The organism is Alkalicoccus luteus (assembly GCF_052061695.1).
GTDB lineage: Bacteria > Bacillota > Bacilli > Bacillales > Salisediminibacteriaceae > Alkalicoccus > Alkalicoccus luteus.
The window spans coordinates 19,060-37,354 of record NZ_JBPZEY010000007.1 but is presented as its reverse complement, the minus strand read 5'-3'; the positions used below and the strand labels follow the sequence as shown (position 1 = coordinate 37,354).

Genomic DNA, 18,295 nt, shown 5'->3' with positions numbered 1-18,295 from the left:
TTCCTCCTTAAACCGTCTTGCTCCATTTCGTATACGCATACAACGCCGCTTCCAGCAGAAGAAGAAATGCGATCGGCAGTATGGCAAACAGCATCGTAAACGCTGCTGTTACTGCTTCATCCGCACTGCTGAAAAACGGAAAATATAAGATGGGCAAGGTCGTAACTCGTCCTCCGCCGATGATCGCCGTCAGCACGTACTGGCTGAGAGAAATGACGAAAACGAGAATACCGCAGCTGCGCAGGCTTGGCAGCATCATCGGGAGCATCAGGCTGAAAAATGTCCGCACCGGGCTCATTCCAAGCGTCCGCCCCTGCCACATCCAATCGGTCTGCAGCCGGTCAAATCCTGACTTTAAAATCCGCACCGCGTACGGGAGTGTCGGAAGCATGTGAATCAGCACGACGCCGATCCAGCTGTCGGCCGCCCCAATACGGATCATAAACAGATGCAGCCCCATGGCGACCGCCAGAACCGGTACAAAAATTGGCAGCATGATAATCGTTTCCATCACTGCTTTCCCGCGAGGTTCATAGTGACTGAGCGCGTATGCTGCAGGCAGCGCCAGCAGGTAATTAAGCAGAACGACCGCTGTCCCGATAGCCATCGTCGAACCCAGCGCCTGTATCAGCTGTGGATCCGACCAGACAGCCTCCCAGCCCCGCATCGAGAATGCAGACGGGACTATGTCCGGGAATCGCCAGCCGAAGGCAATGCTGCGCACGAATAAAAACAACACTGGCGCAACAAACAGCAGCAACAGCAAAGCAGCGAGCAGCGTTTTCCGGCTCTTGTTCATGTACGCATCCCTCCTCGCAGCCAGCGCCGCCGGGACCGCTGAATGATAAACAACAGCAGAAAGGCAGTAAAGGCGGAGAGCAGCGTCAGCACAACCATCATGGCCTGAGCCAGCGGACGCTGGCTCCAGCCGGCCTGGTAAAACCACTCAAATGCAAGCACCGGGAGCATAGATGGGTATGTGACACCAAGAAGCGCTGGAATTTCATATGCTCCAAGCATAAAGACGAACAAAATCAGCCATACTTCAAGCAGTACCGGCCCGCACCAAGGAAGCTCAACGGTTTTAAAGCGCGTCCATGCACCGGCTCCAAGGCTTTTGGCCGCTTCCTCCATGCGCCAGTCAAGCTCCTGATAGACCGGCAGCAGCATCAATACGACAAACGGAATTTCTTTCCACAGGTAGGTCAGGATCACGCCAATATAAAGCGGGTCATTGACGAGAATCGGAAATCCACCTAATCCTGCTGAAGCCGTTAAAGAGGCAAACCAGCCTCCCGGAGAAAAAAACAGCACGGTCAAATAAGCTGCTGCAAAATGAGGAATAAGCATTGGAAACCAGACGGCAAGCTTCCAGTCATCGCGTATAAAATGACGGTGAAGCAATCGCACCAGCCAGAGTCCGATCACAATAGAGAGCGCGGCTGACAAAAAGGAAACGTACACGCTGATGCCAAAGGACGACCAGAAGCTTCGACCTGTCAGCAGCTCCGCATAGGCGCTGAACGAGGTTTCCGTCTGCATGCTTTCCAGCCAAGCCCGGTACAGCCCCTGCGCAGCGAACACGGCCATAAACAACAGCACCGGCAGCGCCAGCAGCCAGCCTTTAACGCTGCTGGACAACTTCCTGCTCCCAGTTCTGCTGAATCCAGTCAACGTACCGTGCATCCAGCTCCGGCAGAATCGTCTCCTGAGGAACGATCTCTTCACCGGACAACGATTCAATCGCCTCGTTTTCTTCCTCGGACAGAGCATCGAGGTCGAGGATATGCCCCTCTCCCCACCGCTCCGGATCGAGCTTCGCTGTCTGCGCTTCCGGGGACAGTAAATAATTGATCGCCGTTAAAGCCGCTTCCGGCTCTGTCGTATTAAATGGCATGCTCAAATAGTGGGTGCTGGCGATTGATCCGGATTCCAATCCGACAGTTTGTGTGTCTTCCGGAAACGTTCCCTGATCGACCAAGCTTTCCGCCCGGTACTCGTTGAAGCCAAGCGTCACGTCCACTTCTCCGCTGCTGAACAGCTGATCCTGCTGCTCCAGCGTTTCCGGATAAGTCCGGCCTTCCCTCCATAAGTGCGGCTGCAGCTCGCGCAGGATGTGCCAGACCTCCTCCCCTTTTTCCTCCAGCCATTCTTCATCAAACGTTTCCAAATCTTCCGCATCGTCAGCAACATGATGCATCACGTGACGCACAAAACCCGCTCCGGTATCGTTTGAGACATTCGGATAGGTGAAGGCCCCTGGGTTCTCTTCCGCCCAGCTGAGGAGCCCCTCCATCGTCTCAGGAGGATCTGCGTCACCGCGGAACTGAAAGGCGTACTGGACGTTCCCCCAAGGCACCTGCATGCCTTCCACCGGAATACCCATATCTGTTTCCACATATGGCGCGTCGTCATTGACGTAAGCTTCCATGTTCGGCAGCAGTTCCGCAAACGAGCCGTAAAGCAGGTCGTTCTCTTTGGCGATGCGGAAGTTTTCTCCATTGATCCAGAGAATATCTGCACTGCCATCCATGCTGCCGGCTTCCCGTTCGGTCCGAAGCCGGGATAAAAATTCCGGCGCCTCCATCGGGTAGCGTGCCAGCGTGATATCGTATGATTCTTCAAGCGCGGGGGCCACAACGTCATCGATGTACGCATTCACGCCTTCATCACCGCCCCACATATAGATGCCGATCTCAGCCCCCTCGGCTGCGGCAGTAATCTCCTCCCAGTCCTGCTCAGAAAGATCATCCGCATCTGCCGCCTCTTCTCCCGCTCCGCAGGCAGTGAGAAACAGCAGTGCTCCTAAACTAGTCCATTTTTTCATCGAATTCGTTCCTCCTATGCTTCTGAAAAATAAAGGTGCGCATGCAAGCGGCATCCTGGATTGAAGCTTGCTCCGCATTCCGGACAACGGCTTCCGCTTTTCCGATAGTCACCAATTGTGAGCTCCTGTTTGCAGCTTCCGCAAAGCACTGCCTTCTCCTGCTCATATCCCTTTGGCCACGGGGTGAAAGCTTTACCCGTCTGCTCCTCGTGACAGGCGTGGCAAGGGAAATACTCCCGGCAGCAATAGCACTTCAGCGCGATGATATCTGTCGGTCCATGGTAATGACTGCAGCGCGTTTCGCCGTCAACCGCTCCTCGAATCGTGCGTTTGTTCATTTTTCTCTCTCCTTATGTACGAACGTGATATAATCAGGCATACCTTTTAGCAGGAGTGATCATTCATGAAAGAAAAGACATGCCGGGCCTCTAAGGTCATTAAAACGGGGCGCGTGTTTCCGCAGGATACAAACAACCACGATACGCTTTTTGGCGGCAAGCTGATGCGTGATATTGATGATGTCGCCTCCATTTCCGCAGCTCGCCACTGCCGGACGGAATGCGTAACGGCGTCTACGGATTCCGTTGACTTCCTCCACCCGATTCGCCAGACCGATTCTGTCTGTCTGGAATCGCACGTTTCCTCCACGGGGAGAAGCTCGATGGAAGTGTTCGTGAAGGTGATTGCAGAGGACTTGCTGACCGGCGAACGCCGGCTTGCTGCAACCAGCTTTTTAACGTTTGTCGCTCTCGATGACAAAGGCAAGACTGCTCCCGTGCCCCCGGTCGTTCCAGAGTCGGAAGAAGAGAAGTATTTATTCGACACCGCGCCAGAGCGTATCTCCGTACGGAAAAAGAGCCGGGAACAAAGCCGCAAGCTGGCTGCCATTTTAACCGACTTAAAACCGTGGGATGACCAGCCTGAACAATCATGATGTATATAGTATTATGATAGCATGAATAAGGATTGTACAAACGTAATTCCGCTTACAAAGGAGTACGTCTTGGACGAAGAATGCCTTCCCTACTGCGCTTACTGGGTCAGAAGCATAATACAGCAGCAAACCGGAGCGTACGACGTGCTGCCTGTTAAACGCACAAAAACGTGCTGGGATCATGTACGATTCCAGCACGTTTTACTATCTATTCTCCATTTGGGTCCAAGTCGTCATTGACGTCAATGTTTACGTTAATTCCATTGTTTTCGCCTTCACCACCGCCGCCGCCAATCATTGGCAGCAGGAAGTTCACGATAAAGAATAAAATAATGATGACAATAATCGTGATGAACGCGTACTTAATAAACACGGAGCCGGCTCCTCTTTCATCGTCTGCCATTGTGCTTCCTCCTCCCTTTATTGTTCTCCTTATACCTATTACCTTAGAAGGGGAAGAGCAAACCTCAAACAAAAAAACACCGCAGGACGAGGCTGTCCTGCGGTAAAGAATCATCACGGAAGCTTTGTTTCCCCCATGAGGAAACGGTCGCATTCGCGGGCTGCACCGCGTCCTTCGTTGATCGCCCACACAATCAGACTCTGACCGCGTCTCATGTCTCCGGCTGCAAATACGCCTTCCACATTTGTACGGTAGTCATCGTACTGGGCACGTACCGTTGAATTTGTTTTTGTCTCTACATTCAGTTGTTCAATCAGACCTTGTTCCGGTCCTTTAAAGCCGATGGCTACGAGTACGAGATCTACCGGCCATACTTTTTCAGTGCCTGGAATCTCTTCACGGATTTTTTTGCCTTCTTCGTCATAGCGAAGCGAAACGTTCACCGTGTGCACTTCCTTCACATGGCCTTCATCATCTCCGACAAATTTCTTTGTCATGACGGCGTAAGCACGCGGATCGTCACCAAATACAGCCTCCGCTTCCTTCTGACCGTACTCAATACGGTGAATGATCGGATACTGGGGCCACGGATTGATCATCATGTCGCGGGCCGGCGCTTTTTTATCGTAAATATCGAACTGGACAAGGCTCTTACATTCATGACGAAGAGAAGTAGCGATACAGTCGGTTCCTGTATCCCCTCCCCCGATAACAAGCACATTTTTGTCCTTAGCGGAAATGTAGCTGCCATCTTCCAGCTTGGAATCAAGCAGGCTCTTTGTATTGGCATGCAGAAAGTCCATTGCATAGTGGATGCCCTTCAGATCATTGTTCTCCGCAGGAACGTCCCGGTGCACCGTTGCGCCTCCGCAGAGAATCGTTGCGTCGAAATCGCTCTTCAGCTGCTCGGACGTTACGTCTTTGCCAACTTCTGTGTTCGTAAAGAATTCGATGCCTTCCGCTTCCAGAATATCGATACGACGCTGAACGATCGCATACGGAAGCTTCATTTCCGGAATGCCGTACGTGAGCAGTCCGCCGAGGCGGTCTGCGCGCTCAAATACGGAAACGCTGTGACCAGCTTTATTGAGCTGATCGGCAGCAGCGAGTCCTGCAGGTCCTGAACCGACCACAGCAACACGCTTGCCAGTGCGCTGCTTTGGCGGGTTCGGCTGCACCCATCCTTCTGCGAAGCCCTTTTCAATGATCGACTTTTCCACAGAGCGGATAGCTACCGGCGGTTCATTTATGCCAAGCACGCAGGCTCCTTCACAAGGCGCCGGGCAGGCAAACCCAGTGAATTCCGGGAAATTGTTCATTTCGTGCTCTTTATCCAGTGCTTCTTTCCACTGGCCGCGGTATACGAGGTCGTTCCATTCCGGAATCAGGTGGTACACAGGACAGCCTGTTGTTACCCCGTTCAGCTCCATACCGGTGTGGCACGTCGGCACACCGCAGTCCATGCAGCGGGCGCCCTGCTTCTTAGCCTCTTCATCCGACATCGGGAGCGTATATTCATCCCAGTCCTTCGTTCGTTCAGAAGGGTTACGCTCGGGTATCGTCTGGCGAGTATACTCCATAAATCCTGTCGCTTTTCCCATCACAGTACCCTCCTTCAATCCATTTCTTTTGGGTATCAGCAGCTTTGCTGCTCCGTGTTTCCATCATTTATCTGTCTGCAAGCTAACGAATCAAACAGCTCCGCCTGGCTGAGGCTTGGCCACTTCCCTTGCCCTCCTTACGATAAGTCATCATCTGCCTCTCGGCAGTGATTCCTTTATCTCGCAGGGCGCAGTCCACTGGCTTCACCTCAGAACGCCAGGCTCCGCTTTTCTTTTTGTCCAGCTTCGCGTCCCAGGGGCTGGGCGATTTCCCTCTGCTCTCTTACGATAAGGCGACATCTGCCTTTCGGCAGTGTCTTCTTTATCTCGTGAGTGTCAGTCCATTCGCAGCGCCCCTAAGCGGGACGCTCCGCTTTTCTATTTCGCTGCGACTTTTGGTTTTTTGCTGTCTTCGAACGCGGCCATTTCGGCGTCATACTGGCTCATGCCTTGAGCGAGGTGGTGCGAGATTCGCTCCTGGATAGCACGGTAGTCCTGCGGGATGACTTTGACGAATTTCGCTTCGAAGTGCTCCCAGTTATTTAAGATTCGCTGGCCTTTTCGGCTGAGCGTGTAGTCAACGTGGCGTTCGATCATCGCTTTGAGTTCGGCGATCTCCTCTTTATCGTTCAGGCTTTCCAGATCAACGAGTTCAGCGTTGCACTTCGCATCAAAATCGCCTGCTTCGTCGAGAATATACGCGACGCCGCCTGACATACCGGCTGCAAAGTTTCGGCCTGTTTCCCCAAGGATGACGACCTTCCCGCCTGTCATATACTCACATCCGTGGTCTCCGACACCTTCGACCACGGCTTTTACGCCGCTGTTTCGGACGCAGAAGCGTTCACCAGCGATACCGCTGATGTATGCTTCGCCTCCGGAGGCGCCATAAAAGGCGACGTTTCCGACGATGATGTTTTCTTCCCACTTGAATGGCGATTTACGGGATGGACGGGCGATGATTTTACCGCCTGATAGTCCCTTGCCGATAAAGTCGTTTGCATCACCGACGAGCTTCAGCGTCATACCGTGCGGCACGAACGCACCAAAGCTTTGGCCGGCTGAGCCTTTGAACGTGAGGCGGATCGTGTCTTCCGGCAGACCTTCGAGGCCATAGCGTCGTGACACTTCACTGCCGAGAATCGTACCAACTACGCGGTGAATGTTTCGTACTGCAGCAGTTCCTTTTACAGGTGTACCGTTCTCAAGGGCTTCTTCACAGAACGGAAGCAGCTCTTGATGATCAAGCGATTTTTCCAGTGCATGATCCTGCTTGCGGCTCGCGTAAACGGTCTGGCCGGCTTTTACTTCCGGCTGATAAAGGAGCGCCTCCAAGTTCAGGTACTTGCCTTTCCAGTGGTCCACTTCTTTATTGACTTCCAGCACGTCGGTGCGTCCGACCATTTCATTGATGGTACGGAAACCGAGCTCTGCCATCAATTCTCTCGTTTCTTCTGCGACAAAGCGCATGAAGTTTTCAACGGCTTCTGCAGATCCCATGAACTTTTTACGCAGCTCCGGGTTCTGGGTGGCAACGCCGACCGGGCACGTATCGAGATGGCAGACGCGCATCATGATACAGCCGAGCACGACAAGCGGTGCTGTGGAGAATCCGTATTCTTCTGCTCCAAGAAGCGTTGCGACAACAACATCACGGCCGGTCATCATCTTGCCGTCCGTTTCGACAACAATCCGGTCACGCAGTCCGTTCAGGAGCAGCGTCTGGTGCGTTTCAGCCAGGCCGATTTCCCACGGCAGACCGGCGTGCTTCAGGCTCGTACGCGGTGCAGCACCGGTACCGCCGTCATAACCGCTGATCAGAACGAGATCAGCGCGGCCTTTTGCCACACCTGCTGCGATCGTTCCAACTCCGCCTGCGGATACAAGCTTAACGGAAATACGAGCGCGCGGGTTTGCGTTTTTCAGGTTATGAATCAGCTCTGCCAGGTCCTCAATCGAATAAATATCGTGGTGAGGCGGCGGTGAAATAAGCTCTACCCCAGGCGTCGATCCGCGTACTTCGGCAATCCACGGGTACACCTTCTTGCCAGGCAGATGTCCGCCTTCACCAGGCTTCGCTCCTTGGGCAACTTTAATTTGAATTTCATCCGCGTTGACGAGGTAATGGCTCTTCACGCCGAATCGTCCGGACGCGACCTGTTTAATCGAGCTGCGGCGGGAATCACCGTTCTCATCCGGCGTGAAACGCTCCGGATATTCGCCGCCTTCCCCGCTGTTGCTGCTTCCGCCGATGCGGTTCATCGCAATGGCAAGCGCTTCGTGTGCTTCTGCACTGATGGCACCGAGTGACATGGCACCCGTCTTGAATCGCTTGCAGATTGATTCAACGGATTCTACCTCTTCAAGCGGAACGGACTGGCGATCCTTAAAGGCAATTAAGCCGCGCAGCGACTGCAGGTTATTTTTCTCATCCGTAATAAGCTTCGAATATTCTTTAAATGCTTCGTAGTCACCCGTACGGGTAGAGTGCTGCAGCATATGAATGGTTTTCGGATTGTACTGATGATCTTCCCCGTTTTGACGGTACTGGAATTCGTCCCCAGCTTCGAGCTTCTTGCTTCCGCCGCGGATTTCCTCGAAGGCCGGCACGTGCCGTTTCAGCACTTCTTCGGCAATCACGTCAAGCCCGATACCGTCGAGCTTGGCAGCTGTCCGCGTAAAGTGACGGTCGATGACGTCTTTTGCGATCCCGACAGATTCAAAGATTTGAGCACCACGGTAACTCTGGATCGTGGAAATCCCCATCTTCGACATGACTTTTACGACACCGTCTGTCACAGAATCAATATACTGATAGGTAATTTCATGCGTTGTATACGCTTTGTCGATTTCCCCGCGTTCACGCAGATCTGCAAGAGAAGCGAGTGCCAGGTACGGGTTAATGGCCTCTGCGCCGTAGCCAAGCAGGGTCGCCACGTGATGCACCTCGCGCACTTCTGCTGATTCGAGCAGGAGGCTTACCTTCGTTCGGTTGCCTTGACGGATCAGGTGGTGATGCAGCGCGGAAACGGCAAGCAGAGATGGGATCGCTGCTTTATCTTTGCTCAGTTCGCGGTCCGATAAAATGAGCAGTACACAGCCGTCTTCCACAGCTCGATCAGCCTGCTTGAACAGATCCTCGAGTGCAGGCTCCAATCCTTCTTTTCCGGAGGCCACATCAAAGAGAATCGGCAGCGTGCATGATTTAAAGCCTTTCAGCTCCTGCTGACGAAGTGTTTCCAGCTGCTCATTGCTCAGCACCGGTTTATTCAGACGAATGTGACGGCAGCTCTCCGGCTTCGGATTCACGAGACTGCCTTCTGCTCCGATCGTCGTGCTGACCTGGGTGACGATTTCTTCCCGAATCGCATCGATTGCCGGGTTTGTGACTTGGGCAAACAGCTGTTTAAAGTAGTTAAACAACAGCTGCGGCTTCTTTGACAGCACCGCAAGCGGAGAATCGTACCCCATAGAACCGACCGGATCTTTTTTGTCTGCTACGAGCGGCTTTAGAATTTTGTGCATTTCTTCATTGGTGTAGCCAAACGCAAGCTGCTTATCCACGAGATCCGCAGAGTCATCCGGCAGCTCAGACTCGCTGACCTTTGGAATATCATCCAGATCGATCATGTTGTTGTTAATCCAGTCGCGGTAGGGCTTTTCTTTTGCAATGTTCATTTTAATCTCTTCATCCGGAATGATTTTTCCCTCTTCCAGATCAAGCAGCAGCATACGTCCCGGGTGAAGACGCTCTTTCACCAGAATGTCATCTGCAAAAATATCCAGAGCCCCTACTTCAGAACCGAGCACGAGCATGCCGCTTTTCGTTACATAGTAACGAGCTGGACGCAGTCCGTTCCGGTCCAAAATGGTACCGACGTGGCGTCCGTCTGTAAAGCCGATGGCGGCAGGACCGTCCCATGGCTCCATGAGCGTACTATGGTACTCATAGAAGTCACGCTTTTCCGGTTTAATGGAATCATCGTTGGCCCAAGGTTCAGGAATCATCATCATCGCAGTGTGTGCGAGGGATCGTCCGGAGAGATGCAGAAATTCAAAAGCGTTATCGAACATGGAAGAGTCAGAGCCGTTTTTATCAATAACCGGCAGCAGGCTGTCCAGCTCTTCATCAGTGAAGTACTTGGACTGGCACATCTTCTCTCTTGCTTTCATCCAGTTCATATTACCGCGGATGGTGTTGAATTCTCCGTTATGAATCGTGTACCGGTTCGGGTGAGCACGCTTCCAGCTCGGGAAGGTATTCGTACTGAAACGGGAATGGACGAATGCGACCGCTGATTTGAAATCCGGGTGGTTCAGATCGATATAAAATGAATCGAGCTGTTCCGGAATTAGCATTCCCTTATAGATGATCGTACGCGTAGACAAACTGCAAATGTAGAAGTCCTGGCTTTTCAGCGTTTTTGCAATTTCAATTTCTGTGCGTTTACGGATGACATACAGCTTACGCTCGAATGCATCCTGATCTTCCAGATCTTCTGATGGAGCAACGATCACCTGGCGGATGAACGGCTCGGTTTTTTTGGCTTCATCCCCAACGAACGAATCGTTTACGGGAACCGTGCGCCAGCCGAGTACCCGCTGGCCTTCTTCTTCAATAATACGCTCGAAAATGCGTCGAGATTCCTTTCGTTCCTTTTGTTCCTGAGGAAAGAAAATCATGCCGATTCCGTACTTGCCTTCTTCCGGAACCGCAATATCTTCCTTATGGAACTGCTTCTGGAAAAACCGATGCGGAATCTGAGTCAAAATACCGGCGCCGTCACCGGAGCTGACATCCGCTGACTGTCCTCCGCGGTGCTCGAGGTTACAGAGAATGGTGATCGCATTTTGAACGATATCATGGGATTTCGTACCGTTAATATTCGCAATCATCCCAATCCCGCAGGCTTCGTGTTCCTCTCTGGGATCATAAAGCCCCTGAGCAGTAGGATATCCGTGATTCATCATGATAACGTCCCTCCTTAAAGATACAAATATGCACGAACGAAAAGATACGACGCCGATACGTTATATTTAATCGTTCGTTCACATTTTTATACACATCGGTGTACACTCCAATAAATGGAACAAACCGGTGTGCGCAGCAGAAAAATTCAGAAATTGGTGAACTTTTCTTTCATATCATTGAATAATACCATCTTTTTTCGAATTTACAAAGGCATTAATTAACACTTTGTCGCTATTTTCTGACTACAACCGTTTGCAATCCCTTGTGAGGCAAGGACTTTCGTGTTCCGTAGCTTTCGCAGATTTTCTGACTGAAAACGCTGTCATTATAAGCTTTTCATCCAAAATGATCGTGTTTCTTCATATTTAAAAGTCAAGGAGAAAGATCCGGTGAATGAGGAGTGATTCAGCTAAAATGTCATTTATTGTAATTAAAGGGGCTTAGAGGGTGAATAATCATGTTTTATACAAAACAGCTGTCTGTCATTTTGAATACGCTTTCATTTGAATGTTCGGAATTTACTCACTATCTGGTCATAAAAATAGGTGCTAAACGCAGGTTGGCAGTAAATTTCCGGAAAACAATCCGTCACCTTAAAATAACATACAGGTGTTGCTTTATACCTCTTTTGATTTCATTCGAAACCTTCTTTTTGGATGCTGCTCCGTATTTAGCAGAAATATGTTTCAGTCCATCATGGAAAAGGAACATTTTTACTTAGGAGGGATAGCGATGAAAAATGAACTATATGTAAACGGATCCTGGACCGGAAGCTCGCTGGAGCAGATTAACGTCACCAATCCCGGAACAGGCGCCCTGATCAGTACGGTTCCAAAAGCGGGTAAAAAGGAGGCGGAGTCAGCGGTCGACGCTGCGTCTGACGCCCTCAGTGACTGGAAACAGACGTCGGCACAGGAGCGAGCCGTATATTTGCGCGAAGTATACCGGCTTATGATGGAGCAGAAGGATGAAATCGCCGAACTCATGACGCTCGAGAACGGCAAAACGCTCGCCGACTCTAAGGCAGAAGTCGTTTACGCCGCTTCTTTTCTCGACTGGTTCGCGGACGAAGCAAAGCGTGTGTACGGCAGGAAAGTTCCCGGCAAGCATGCCGGACACCGGATTGACGTGCTCAAGCAGCCGATCGGCGTCACAGCTGCCATTACGCCGTGGAATTTCCCGGCTGCCATGATTACGAGAAAGCTCGCCCCAGCGCTTGCTGCCGGCTGTACGTTTATTATTAAGCCCGCTACAGCAACACCGCTGACTGCGATGAAGATCATCGAGCTTTGCGAAGAAGCAGGCATTCCTGAAGGTGTCGTAAACCTGCTTACCGGCAGCGCCTCTGATATTACCTCCGTCTTTATGGAAGACAGCCGGGTGCGCAAGGTCTCCTTTACTGGTTCAACAGAGGTCGGAAAAATGCTGATTGAACAGAGCGCTGCTCAAGTGAAGAAGCTTTCGCTTGAGCTTGGAGGACATGCTCCGCTCCTAGTGTTTGATGACGCAGACCTGGATAAAGCAGTAAAGGAAGCCGCTATAGCCAAATTCCGGAACGGAGGACAGTCCTGTATCGCTGCCAACCGGTTTTACGTCCAGGAAGGAATACTGGATGCCTTTACGGAACGCTTCGTTGAAAAAGTAAAAAGCATGAAGGCCGGCGACGGCATGAAGGAAGAAAACGACATCGGCGCCGTCATCGACGAAGACGGCTACGAAAAAATAGACAAGCACGTGCAAAATGCGATCGAGCACGGAGCAGAAGCCGCGGCTGGCGGAACCGGCACGGCGGAAAACGGCGCCTATTTCTATCAGCCGACCGTCCTTACCGGCGTCACCTCTGATATGCTCATCATGCAGGAGGAAACATTCGGGCCGGTAGCGCCAATTCAGTCGTTTAAAACGGAAGCTGAGGCAATTGAGCTCGCCAACAATACCCCTTACGGACTGGCTTCTTATGTCTTCACAGAGGACGCGGCTACCGGCACGCGCGTCACGGAAGCACTGGAATTTGGCGTTGTCGGCTGGAACGACGGTGTTCCTTCCGCAGCTCAGGCACCGTTCGGCGGGTTAAAGGAATCCGGCTACGGACGCGAAGGCGGTGTGGAAGGCATCGAGGAATACCTTGAAACGAAATATGTCGCTCGCAACATTGAATAGGATATGTTTAGAGAAACAGGACTGTTTCCAGCATGGGAACAGTCCTGTTTCTACTATAGTAATGGCTTCACTTTCACCCACGGCCTGCCGTGCTCCCATGAAACCGAAACCGGGACGTCAAACGCAGCGGACGCCTCCTTCTCATTCAGCACCGTTTCTTTCTCTCCCTGACTGATAAACGATCCATCTTTCATCAGCGCCGCATGCGTGATCGGTGCAATCAGCTCTTCCATATGGTGCGTGACATAAATGAGCGTTGGTCCTCCCTGCTGCAAGCTTTGCTCAAGCCGGCTGAGGAGCTCTTCCCGTGCCGCAAGATCCAGCCCGGAGCAAGGTTCATCCAGAATTAACAGCGCCGGCTCCGCCATCCAGGCCCGCGCCAGCAGCACTTTTTTCAGCTCGCCCTGCGAAAAGTGCTGCTGCGGTGTTTCTGCCAGATGACCAGCTCCAAATTGCTCCAGCAGCTGATAGGCGCGGTCCATTTCCTGCTGCGTGACCGGCTCATACAGACCGATCGAGGCGTGCAGGCCGCTGAGCACGATTTCCAGACCGTCTGCATGCGGGTAGTTTTGATACTGCCGCTCAAGCGCCTGACTGACCCAGCCGATCGATTTTTTCACGTCCGGCATGTAGGCCCTTCCGTAGCGGTTTCCGAGAATATCAACCGGCCCGCTTCCTGCTTTCGGCCACATTGAACCGGACAGCACTTTTAACAGCGTCGTCTTGCCGCAGCCATTCCGACCGAGGAGCCCCCAGTGCTCGCCGCGCTGAATCTGCCAGGAGACATCCTTTACGAGTATATTGCCACCGCGCTGTACGGTCACATTTGATAGTGATACGATCTCTTTCATAAACAGGCCCTCCGCTCCAATTGTTTGTTTTTCAGTGTACCGTATATTACGGGAAATTCACAAAATTGTATTCATTCGGATGAAATGACAGGCATGGAGGCGTAAACTAAAGAGTGGAAATGGTGGAAAGAAGGGCTGTTCATGACAATTTTTATTCAGGTGGTTCTGCCTGTGCTGCTTATTTTTGCAGCGGGCTTTGCCATACAAAAATGGAAAAAGGTCGATATTAAGCCAGTTTCGGTCGTCGCACTGTATGTAGCAACGCCGGCGCTAGTTTTTCAAACATTTTATGAAGCCGAGCTGGACCGGCAGTATGTGTATATGGTTGTGTTTTCCTTCGCGCTGCTGTTCTCGCTGATTCTTTTAAACAAGCTTGTAGCGAAGATAACCAAGCGTTCGGAGAAAAAAGAGAGCGGATGGATTTTATCGACGGCGTTTATGAACGCCGGTAATTACGGTGCGCCGATTATTTTATTTGCCTACGGCCAGGAAGGCTTTGCTTACGCAGTCTCCTTTATGGTGCTGCAGTCGATTATTATGAACGTGTTCGGCGTTTATTACGCCGCGAAAGGCTATGCCGGCTCACGTTACGCTGTCCGCAGTATCTTGACGATGCCGGTCACGTATGCGCTGCTGCTTGCGGTGGTCATGCAGGCAACTCCGCTTGCGATGCCGGATAATCTGATGGGGGCAGTGGATATTGTGGCGGCGGCAGCGATCCCGATTGTGATGATTATTCTGGGCATGCAGCTTGCCAATATGCAAATCGGTCAGTTTGACTGGCCGTCTATCTCCTACAGTACAACAGTCCGGCTGTTGATTTCTCCGCTGATCGCCTGGGGATTGACGATGCTGATGCCGATGGATCCTCTTCTGGCAAAGGTACTGATCGTTTCTGCTGCTATGCCGTCTGCTGCGACCATCGTTATGTTCTGCGTGCAGTTTGATAACCAGCCGCGCTATGTATCAAGCGTCACAATGGTTACGACGCTGCTGAGCGTGATCACGATTACCGTGCTGCTTGCGATTCTGCAGTAGCAGAGCAGCTGCTTCAGCACATAAAAGCACGGAGCAAAGGGAAGCCTCCCTTCTGTTCCGTGCTTCCTTTGTTATAAAAGGCTTACGCTTTCACGAACATCGGCAGCTCATTAAAGCCGAGACTTCGGACGTATACGAACAAATTACCCTTATGGTTGATTTCGTGATCGATGCCGATTTCAATCAGGCGCCACGCCGGCACTTTCATGCCGAACGTATCGGAAAGATCAATTGTTTCTTCCAGCCGCTCCTCGCTGATCGATTCGATTTTTTTCACAGAGGCATTGGTATAGCGCTCTGCAAGCTCTTGCAGTGTCGCCTTTTCGGTATCCTCGTGCAGCTTCTCCGGCTCGTCACCTGCAGCAATGCATGCAAACTGATGAAATGACGTCAGCATGTGTGTGACGAGCTCCTGTGCCGTCATGGATGTGTCCGTCGGCTTATACGCGTAATCCTCTGAACTGATTTTTTCTGTGAGTTCTTTCGTTACTTCCCGGTGGGAAAGGAAATATTTTTTTAGAAACGACGTGCTTTTTGTCATGATTGTCACCCTCCTCGCTGAACGTATTCCCGCGTACAGGCTTTTAAAACCGGCGCCTGAAAAAAGACCGGCTCCCGCAGGAACCGGCCTTCATTATATTGTTACTTGCGGCTATCCGACTTCTTATCCCAGCTTTCTACGTTTTTCAATCCTTTAATGCTGTCCGCATAGAAGGTAGGATCAAGTCCGCGCCGTGACTGATTGTTGAAGTGACGGAGTGCTTTGACAGCAATGCCGGAAAGCAGCGCCACTGCGATCAGGTTGACGAGCGCCATAGAGCCCATAAAGACGTCAGCCATGAGCCAGATCAGCTCGAGATCGGCTGTCGCTCCGACAATAATCATCGCCAGAAAAGCAAGGCGGAAGGCAAGCAGCGCCCACGGCTTTTCTGAGATAAATTCCACGTTCACCTGGCCGTAATAATAGTTGCCGAGCAGGGAGCTGAAGGCAAAGAAGAACACCGCAATGGCCACAAAGATACCGGCCCCTTCACCGACATGTTCCGCAAGCGCCATCTGCGTAAGCTGAATCCCTTCAATATCCCCGACAGTATATACATCTGTAAGGAGGATAATAAAGGCGGTCGCGCTGCAGATAATGATCGTATCAACCAGAACTCCGAGAGACTGGACCAGCCCCTGCTTGACTGGGTGATTCACGTAAACGGTAGCAGCGGCGTTCGGTGCACTACCCATACCAGCCTCGTTGGAGAAGAGGCCACGCTGAATACCATTCATAATCACAGCGCCAAGTCCCCCGCCGACAACCTCCTGGATACCGAAGGCGTTCTGGAAAATCAGGGCAAATACTCCAGGCACCTGGTCAAAATTAATGATCATGATGACAAGCGCCGCGAGCACGTATGTAACCGCGAAAACCGGTACGATGACCTCAGCAAGGACGGCGATTCGGCGCACTCCGCCAAAGATAATAAAGGCCATTGCAGCCGAGATCACAATTCCAACGATAAGCGGGTCGACGTTGAAGGATCCAGCGAAGGCGTCTGAAATCGTGTTTGTCTGCACGCCATTGAAAATTAGTCCAAAGCAGAGAATCATCAGAACGGCAAAAATAATCCCCATCATGCGGGAGCCGAGACCTCGCTGCATGTAGTAGGCAGGTCCGCCGCGGAAGCCGTCCTTGTCCTTTACTTTATAAATTTGAGCCAGCGTGCTTTCGATGAAGCCCGTTGCTGCACCGATGAGTGCTACGATCCACATCCAAAAAATTGCACCTGGGCCGCCGAGTGAAATCGCGATCGCCACACCGGCAAGGTTGCCTGTTCCTACCCGGGCCGCTGTGCTGATAGCGAAGGCCTGAAACGGCGTCGTCCCCTTTTTTTCTTTAAATGCCGTCCGATCTGTGCCTTTAAACAGCTCGCGCACCATTGTCGGAAGCATGCGGAACTGCACAAAGTTCGTGCGGATCGTTAAGTACAGCCCGAGGCCGAGAAGCACATAAATTAACACATAGCCCCAAATAATACCCTCGAAAAAGCCAAGAATATCCCCGAGCCACGTGTCAGCGGAAAACCATTGTTCCATGATGTTTCCTCCTCATCTAGTAGGTTATCTATATTTTCCCTCGGTTATTATAGCACAAACTATATTTGGATATTTTTTCTTGATCAGGCAGAGGCTGTTTTCGTATTGCATTCGAATCCGCTGCACGCGGAGAGATGCGTTGAAATGATAACTTTACGGCCGAGATTGAAAACTTCGCATGCGAGCTTGATAAACTATTCGCTATCAAGAACGAAAGTTGATAACCGTAATAAGTTTCAGCCTCAGGTCAATAAGTTGAGAGTGGAGAATGAAATGTTTGAGTCGCTGGTTAATAACATCAGCCGCCACCGTGAAAACTTTCCTCCTCCAATTCATTTAGAGAGCTGCCGGAAGCTTTCCGGATATATTCTCAATAACGATTGACTCGTCCCCGTGACAATGCAAAAAAAGGAGCCTCCAAGACTGGAGACTCCCCGCTGCGATTATTCCACTGCGTTTTGCACTTCTTCGATCATTCCGCTCACTGACGTCAGTCCGCCTGCGGAAATGTACCAGTACTCCGTATTCAAGTAGACAATGCTGTCATTTTCAGATGCCTGCGTCTGGTTAATGATATCGTTATTCAGCACTTCATCTGCGCTGTCTTCCTCTTCACCGCCAACGACGGAGCCGCGGTCGAGTACAAACAGGACATCTGGGTTTGTTTCCAGCACATATTCAAACGAGACGTTCTGCCCGTGGCTGGCATCATCAATTCCTTCATCCGCTGGTGCAATCTCAAACTCGTTATGCAGAAGACCGAAACGGGATCCCGGACCGTAGGCGCTGAGTGATCCCTCGCTCGTCATCACCATCAGGCCGTTCCCATCAAAGTCAGTCTGCTGCAGCTCCTCAAGCTGCTCCTGCACATCCGCAAGCGCTGAAGCTGCTTCGTCCTCCTTCGCAAAAATGTCGCCGAGAAGCGTTACTTGGTCTTCAAACGATTCGATGTAGTTTTCCTGATCGACGCCCATCATCACGGTCGGTGCAATCTCACTGAGTTCATCGTACGCTTCTGCCGTGCGTCCGCCGATTAAAATCAGGTCCGGCTCCATCGCATAAATCGCTTCGAAGTCCGGCTCAAACAGCGTTCCGGCATTTTCGTATGCATCGCTTTCATAGTCCGACAGGTAAGACGGAACGTTTCCTTGGGGCAGAGCAATCGGCTCCTCGCCGAGTACGTCCATCGTATCCAGCACGCCGAAATCAAACACGACGACGCTTTCCGGATTGACCGGTACTTCTGTTTCGCCGAGCTCATGGGTTACGGTGATGCTTTTTGCTTCATCATCGGCGTTCACTTCGTCCTGGCCGTTGTCTCCCGCCGCTTCTGCATTGTCCGTCTGATTTGCGTCTCCTTCTCCTGTGCAGGCTGCGAGCAGCAGTGCTCCGGCAAAAAGAGAGGCGGTTGTTCGTTTTTTCAT

Annotated in this window: 14 protein-coding genes; 3 read left to right on the top strand and 11 right to left on the bottom strand. The window is 51.7% G+C overall.

The features are described from left to right. Window positions 1–7: 7 nt before the first annotated feature. Genes ACSZLD_RS10685 through ACSZLD_RS10670 form a run of 4 tightly spaced genes read right to left on the bottom strand, consistent with a single transcriptional unit; the run spans window position 8 to window position 3,165 of the window. Window positions 8–799: an ABC transporter permease gene (locus tag ACSZLD_RS10685; RefSeq protein WP_377909035.1), complete on the bottom strand. Its 792-nt coding sequence runs from the start codon at window positions 797–799 to the stop codon at window positions 8–10. After that, entirely contained in the window at window positions 796–1,641 is an 846-nt protein-coding gene (locus ACSZLD_RS10680) for an ABC transporter permease (protein WP_377909034.1), read from the bottom strand. Before ACSZLD_RS10680 ends, ACSZLD_RS10685 begins: the two co-directional genes overlap by 4 nt. Further along, window positions 1,625–2,827 carry an ABC transporter substrate-binding protein gene (locus ACSZLD_RS10675; RefSeq protein ID WP_444685154.1) on the bottom strand — a complete coding sequence of 401 codons (1,203 nt, stop codon included), beginning with the start codon at window positions 2,825–2,827 and terminating at the stop codon, window positions 1,625–1,627. Before ACSZLD_RS10675 ends, ACSZLD_RS10680 begins: the two co-directional genes overlap by 17 nt. Before the next feature lie 14 nt (window positions 2,828–2,841). Then, the gene (locus ACSZLD_RS10670) at window positions 2,842–3,165 is read right to left on the bottom strand and encodes a CHY zinc finger protein (RefSeq protein WP_444685153.1); all 324 of its coding nucleotides are present in this window, start codon (window positions 3,163–3,165) and stop codon (window positions 2,842–2,844) included. Window positions 3,166–3,230: 65 nt separating this feature from the next. Between ACSZLD_RS10670 and ACSZLD_RS10665 the strand changes: the two genes are divergently transcribed. Further along, window positions 3,231–3,761, top strand: coding sequence for an acyl-CoA thioesterase (locus tag ACSZLD_RS10665; protein ID WP_444685152.1), 531 nt, complete (start codon window positions 3,231–3,233; stop codon window positions 3,759–3,761). A 208-nt stretch (window positions 3,762–3,969) separates the two neighbouring features. On the opposite strand, the gene ACSZLD_RS10660 is transcribed toward ACSZLD_RS10665, so the two are convergent. From ACSZLD_RS10660 to gltB, 3 genes are all read right to left on the bottom strand, one after another. After that, window positions 3,970–4,164 carry a hypothetical protein gene (locus tag ACSZLD_RS10660; protein WP_377909030.1) on the bottom strand — a complete coding sequence of 65 codons (195 nt, stop codon included), beginning with the start codon at window positions 4,162–4,164 and terminating at the stop codon, window positions 3,970–3,972. 113 nt (window positions 4,165–4,277) lie between these two features. Continuing rightward, window positions 4,278–5,765 (bottom strand): glutamate synthase subunit beta, encoded by a 1,488-nt coding sequence (locus tag ACSZLD_RS10655; protein WP_377909029.1) that lies wholly within the window; start codon window positions 5,763–5,765, stop codon window positions 4,278–4,280. A gap of 378 nt (window positions 5,766–6,143) precedes the next feature. Next, on the bottom strand, window positions 6,144–10,736 hold the full coding sequence (gene gltB, locus ACSZLD_RS10650; protein WP_444685151.1) for a glutamate synthase large subunit: 4,593 nt from the start codon (window positions 10,734–10,736) through the stop codon (window positions 6,144–6,146). A gap of 733 nt (window positions 10,737–11,469) precedes the next feature. Here gltB and ACSZLD_RS10645 point away from each other — a divergent pair. After that, window positions 11,470–12,897 (top strand): NAD-dependent succinate-semialdehyde dehydrogenase, encoded by a 1,428-nt coding sequence (locus ACSZLD_RS10645; RefSeq protein WP_444685150.1) that lies wholly within the window; start codon window positions 11,470–11,472, stop codon window positions 12,895–12,897. A 53-nt stretch (window positions 12,898–12,950) separates the two neighbouring features. On the opposite strand, the gene ACSZLD_RS10640 is transcribed toward ACSZLD_RS10645, so the two are convergent. Then, the gene (locus tag ACSZLD_RS10640; protein WP_444685149.1) at window positions 12,951–13,748 is read right to left on the bottom strand and encodes an ABC transporter ATP-binding protein; all 798 of its coding nucleotides are present in this window, start codon (window positions 13,746–13,748) and stop codon (window positions 12,951–12,953) included. 141 nt (window positions 13,749–13,889) lie between these two features. On the opposite strand from ACSZLD_RS10640, the gene ACSZLD_RS10635 reads away from it, so the two are divergent. Next, a complete protein-coding gene (locus tag ACSZLD_RS10635; protein WP_377909025.1) occupies window positions 13,890–14,786 on the top strand; it encodes an AEC family transporter in 897 nt (298 codons plus the stop codon). Window positions 14,787–14,868: 82 nt separating this feature from the next. On the opposite strand, the gene ACSZLD_RS10630 is transcribed toward ACSZLD_RS10635, so the two are convergent. The 3 genes from ACSZLD_RS10630 to ACSZLD_RS10620 form a co-directional block, all read right to left on the bottom strand. Beyond that, window positions 14,869–15,327 carry a DinB family protein gene (locus ACSZLD_RS10630; RefSeq protein WP_377909024.1) on the bottom strand — a complete coding sequence of 153 codons (459 nt, stop codon included), beginning with the start codon at window positions 15,325–15,327 and terminating at the stop codon, window positions 14,869–14,871. A gap of 101 nt (window positions 15,328–15,428) precedes the next feature. Continuing rightward, complete coding sequence (locus ACSZLD_RS10625) at window positions 15,429–16,871, bottom strand: alanine/glycine:cation symporter family protein (protein ID WP_444685148.1); 1,443 nt, start codon at window positions 16,869–16,871, stop codon at window positions 15,429–15,431. Between the two features lie 443 nt (window positions 16,872–17,314). Next, complete coding sequence (locus ACSZLD_RS10620) at window positions 17,315–18,295, bottom strand: siderophore ABC transporter substrate-binding protein (protein WP_444685147.1); 981 nt, start codon at window positions 18,293–18,295, stop codon at window positions 17,315–17,317.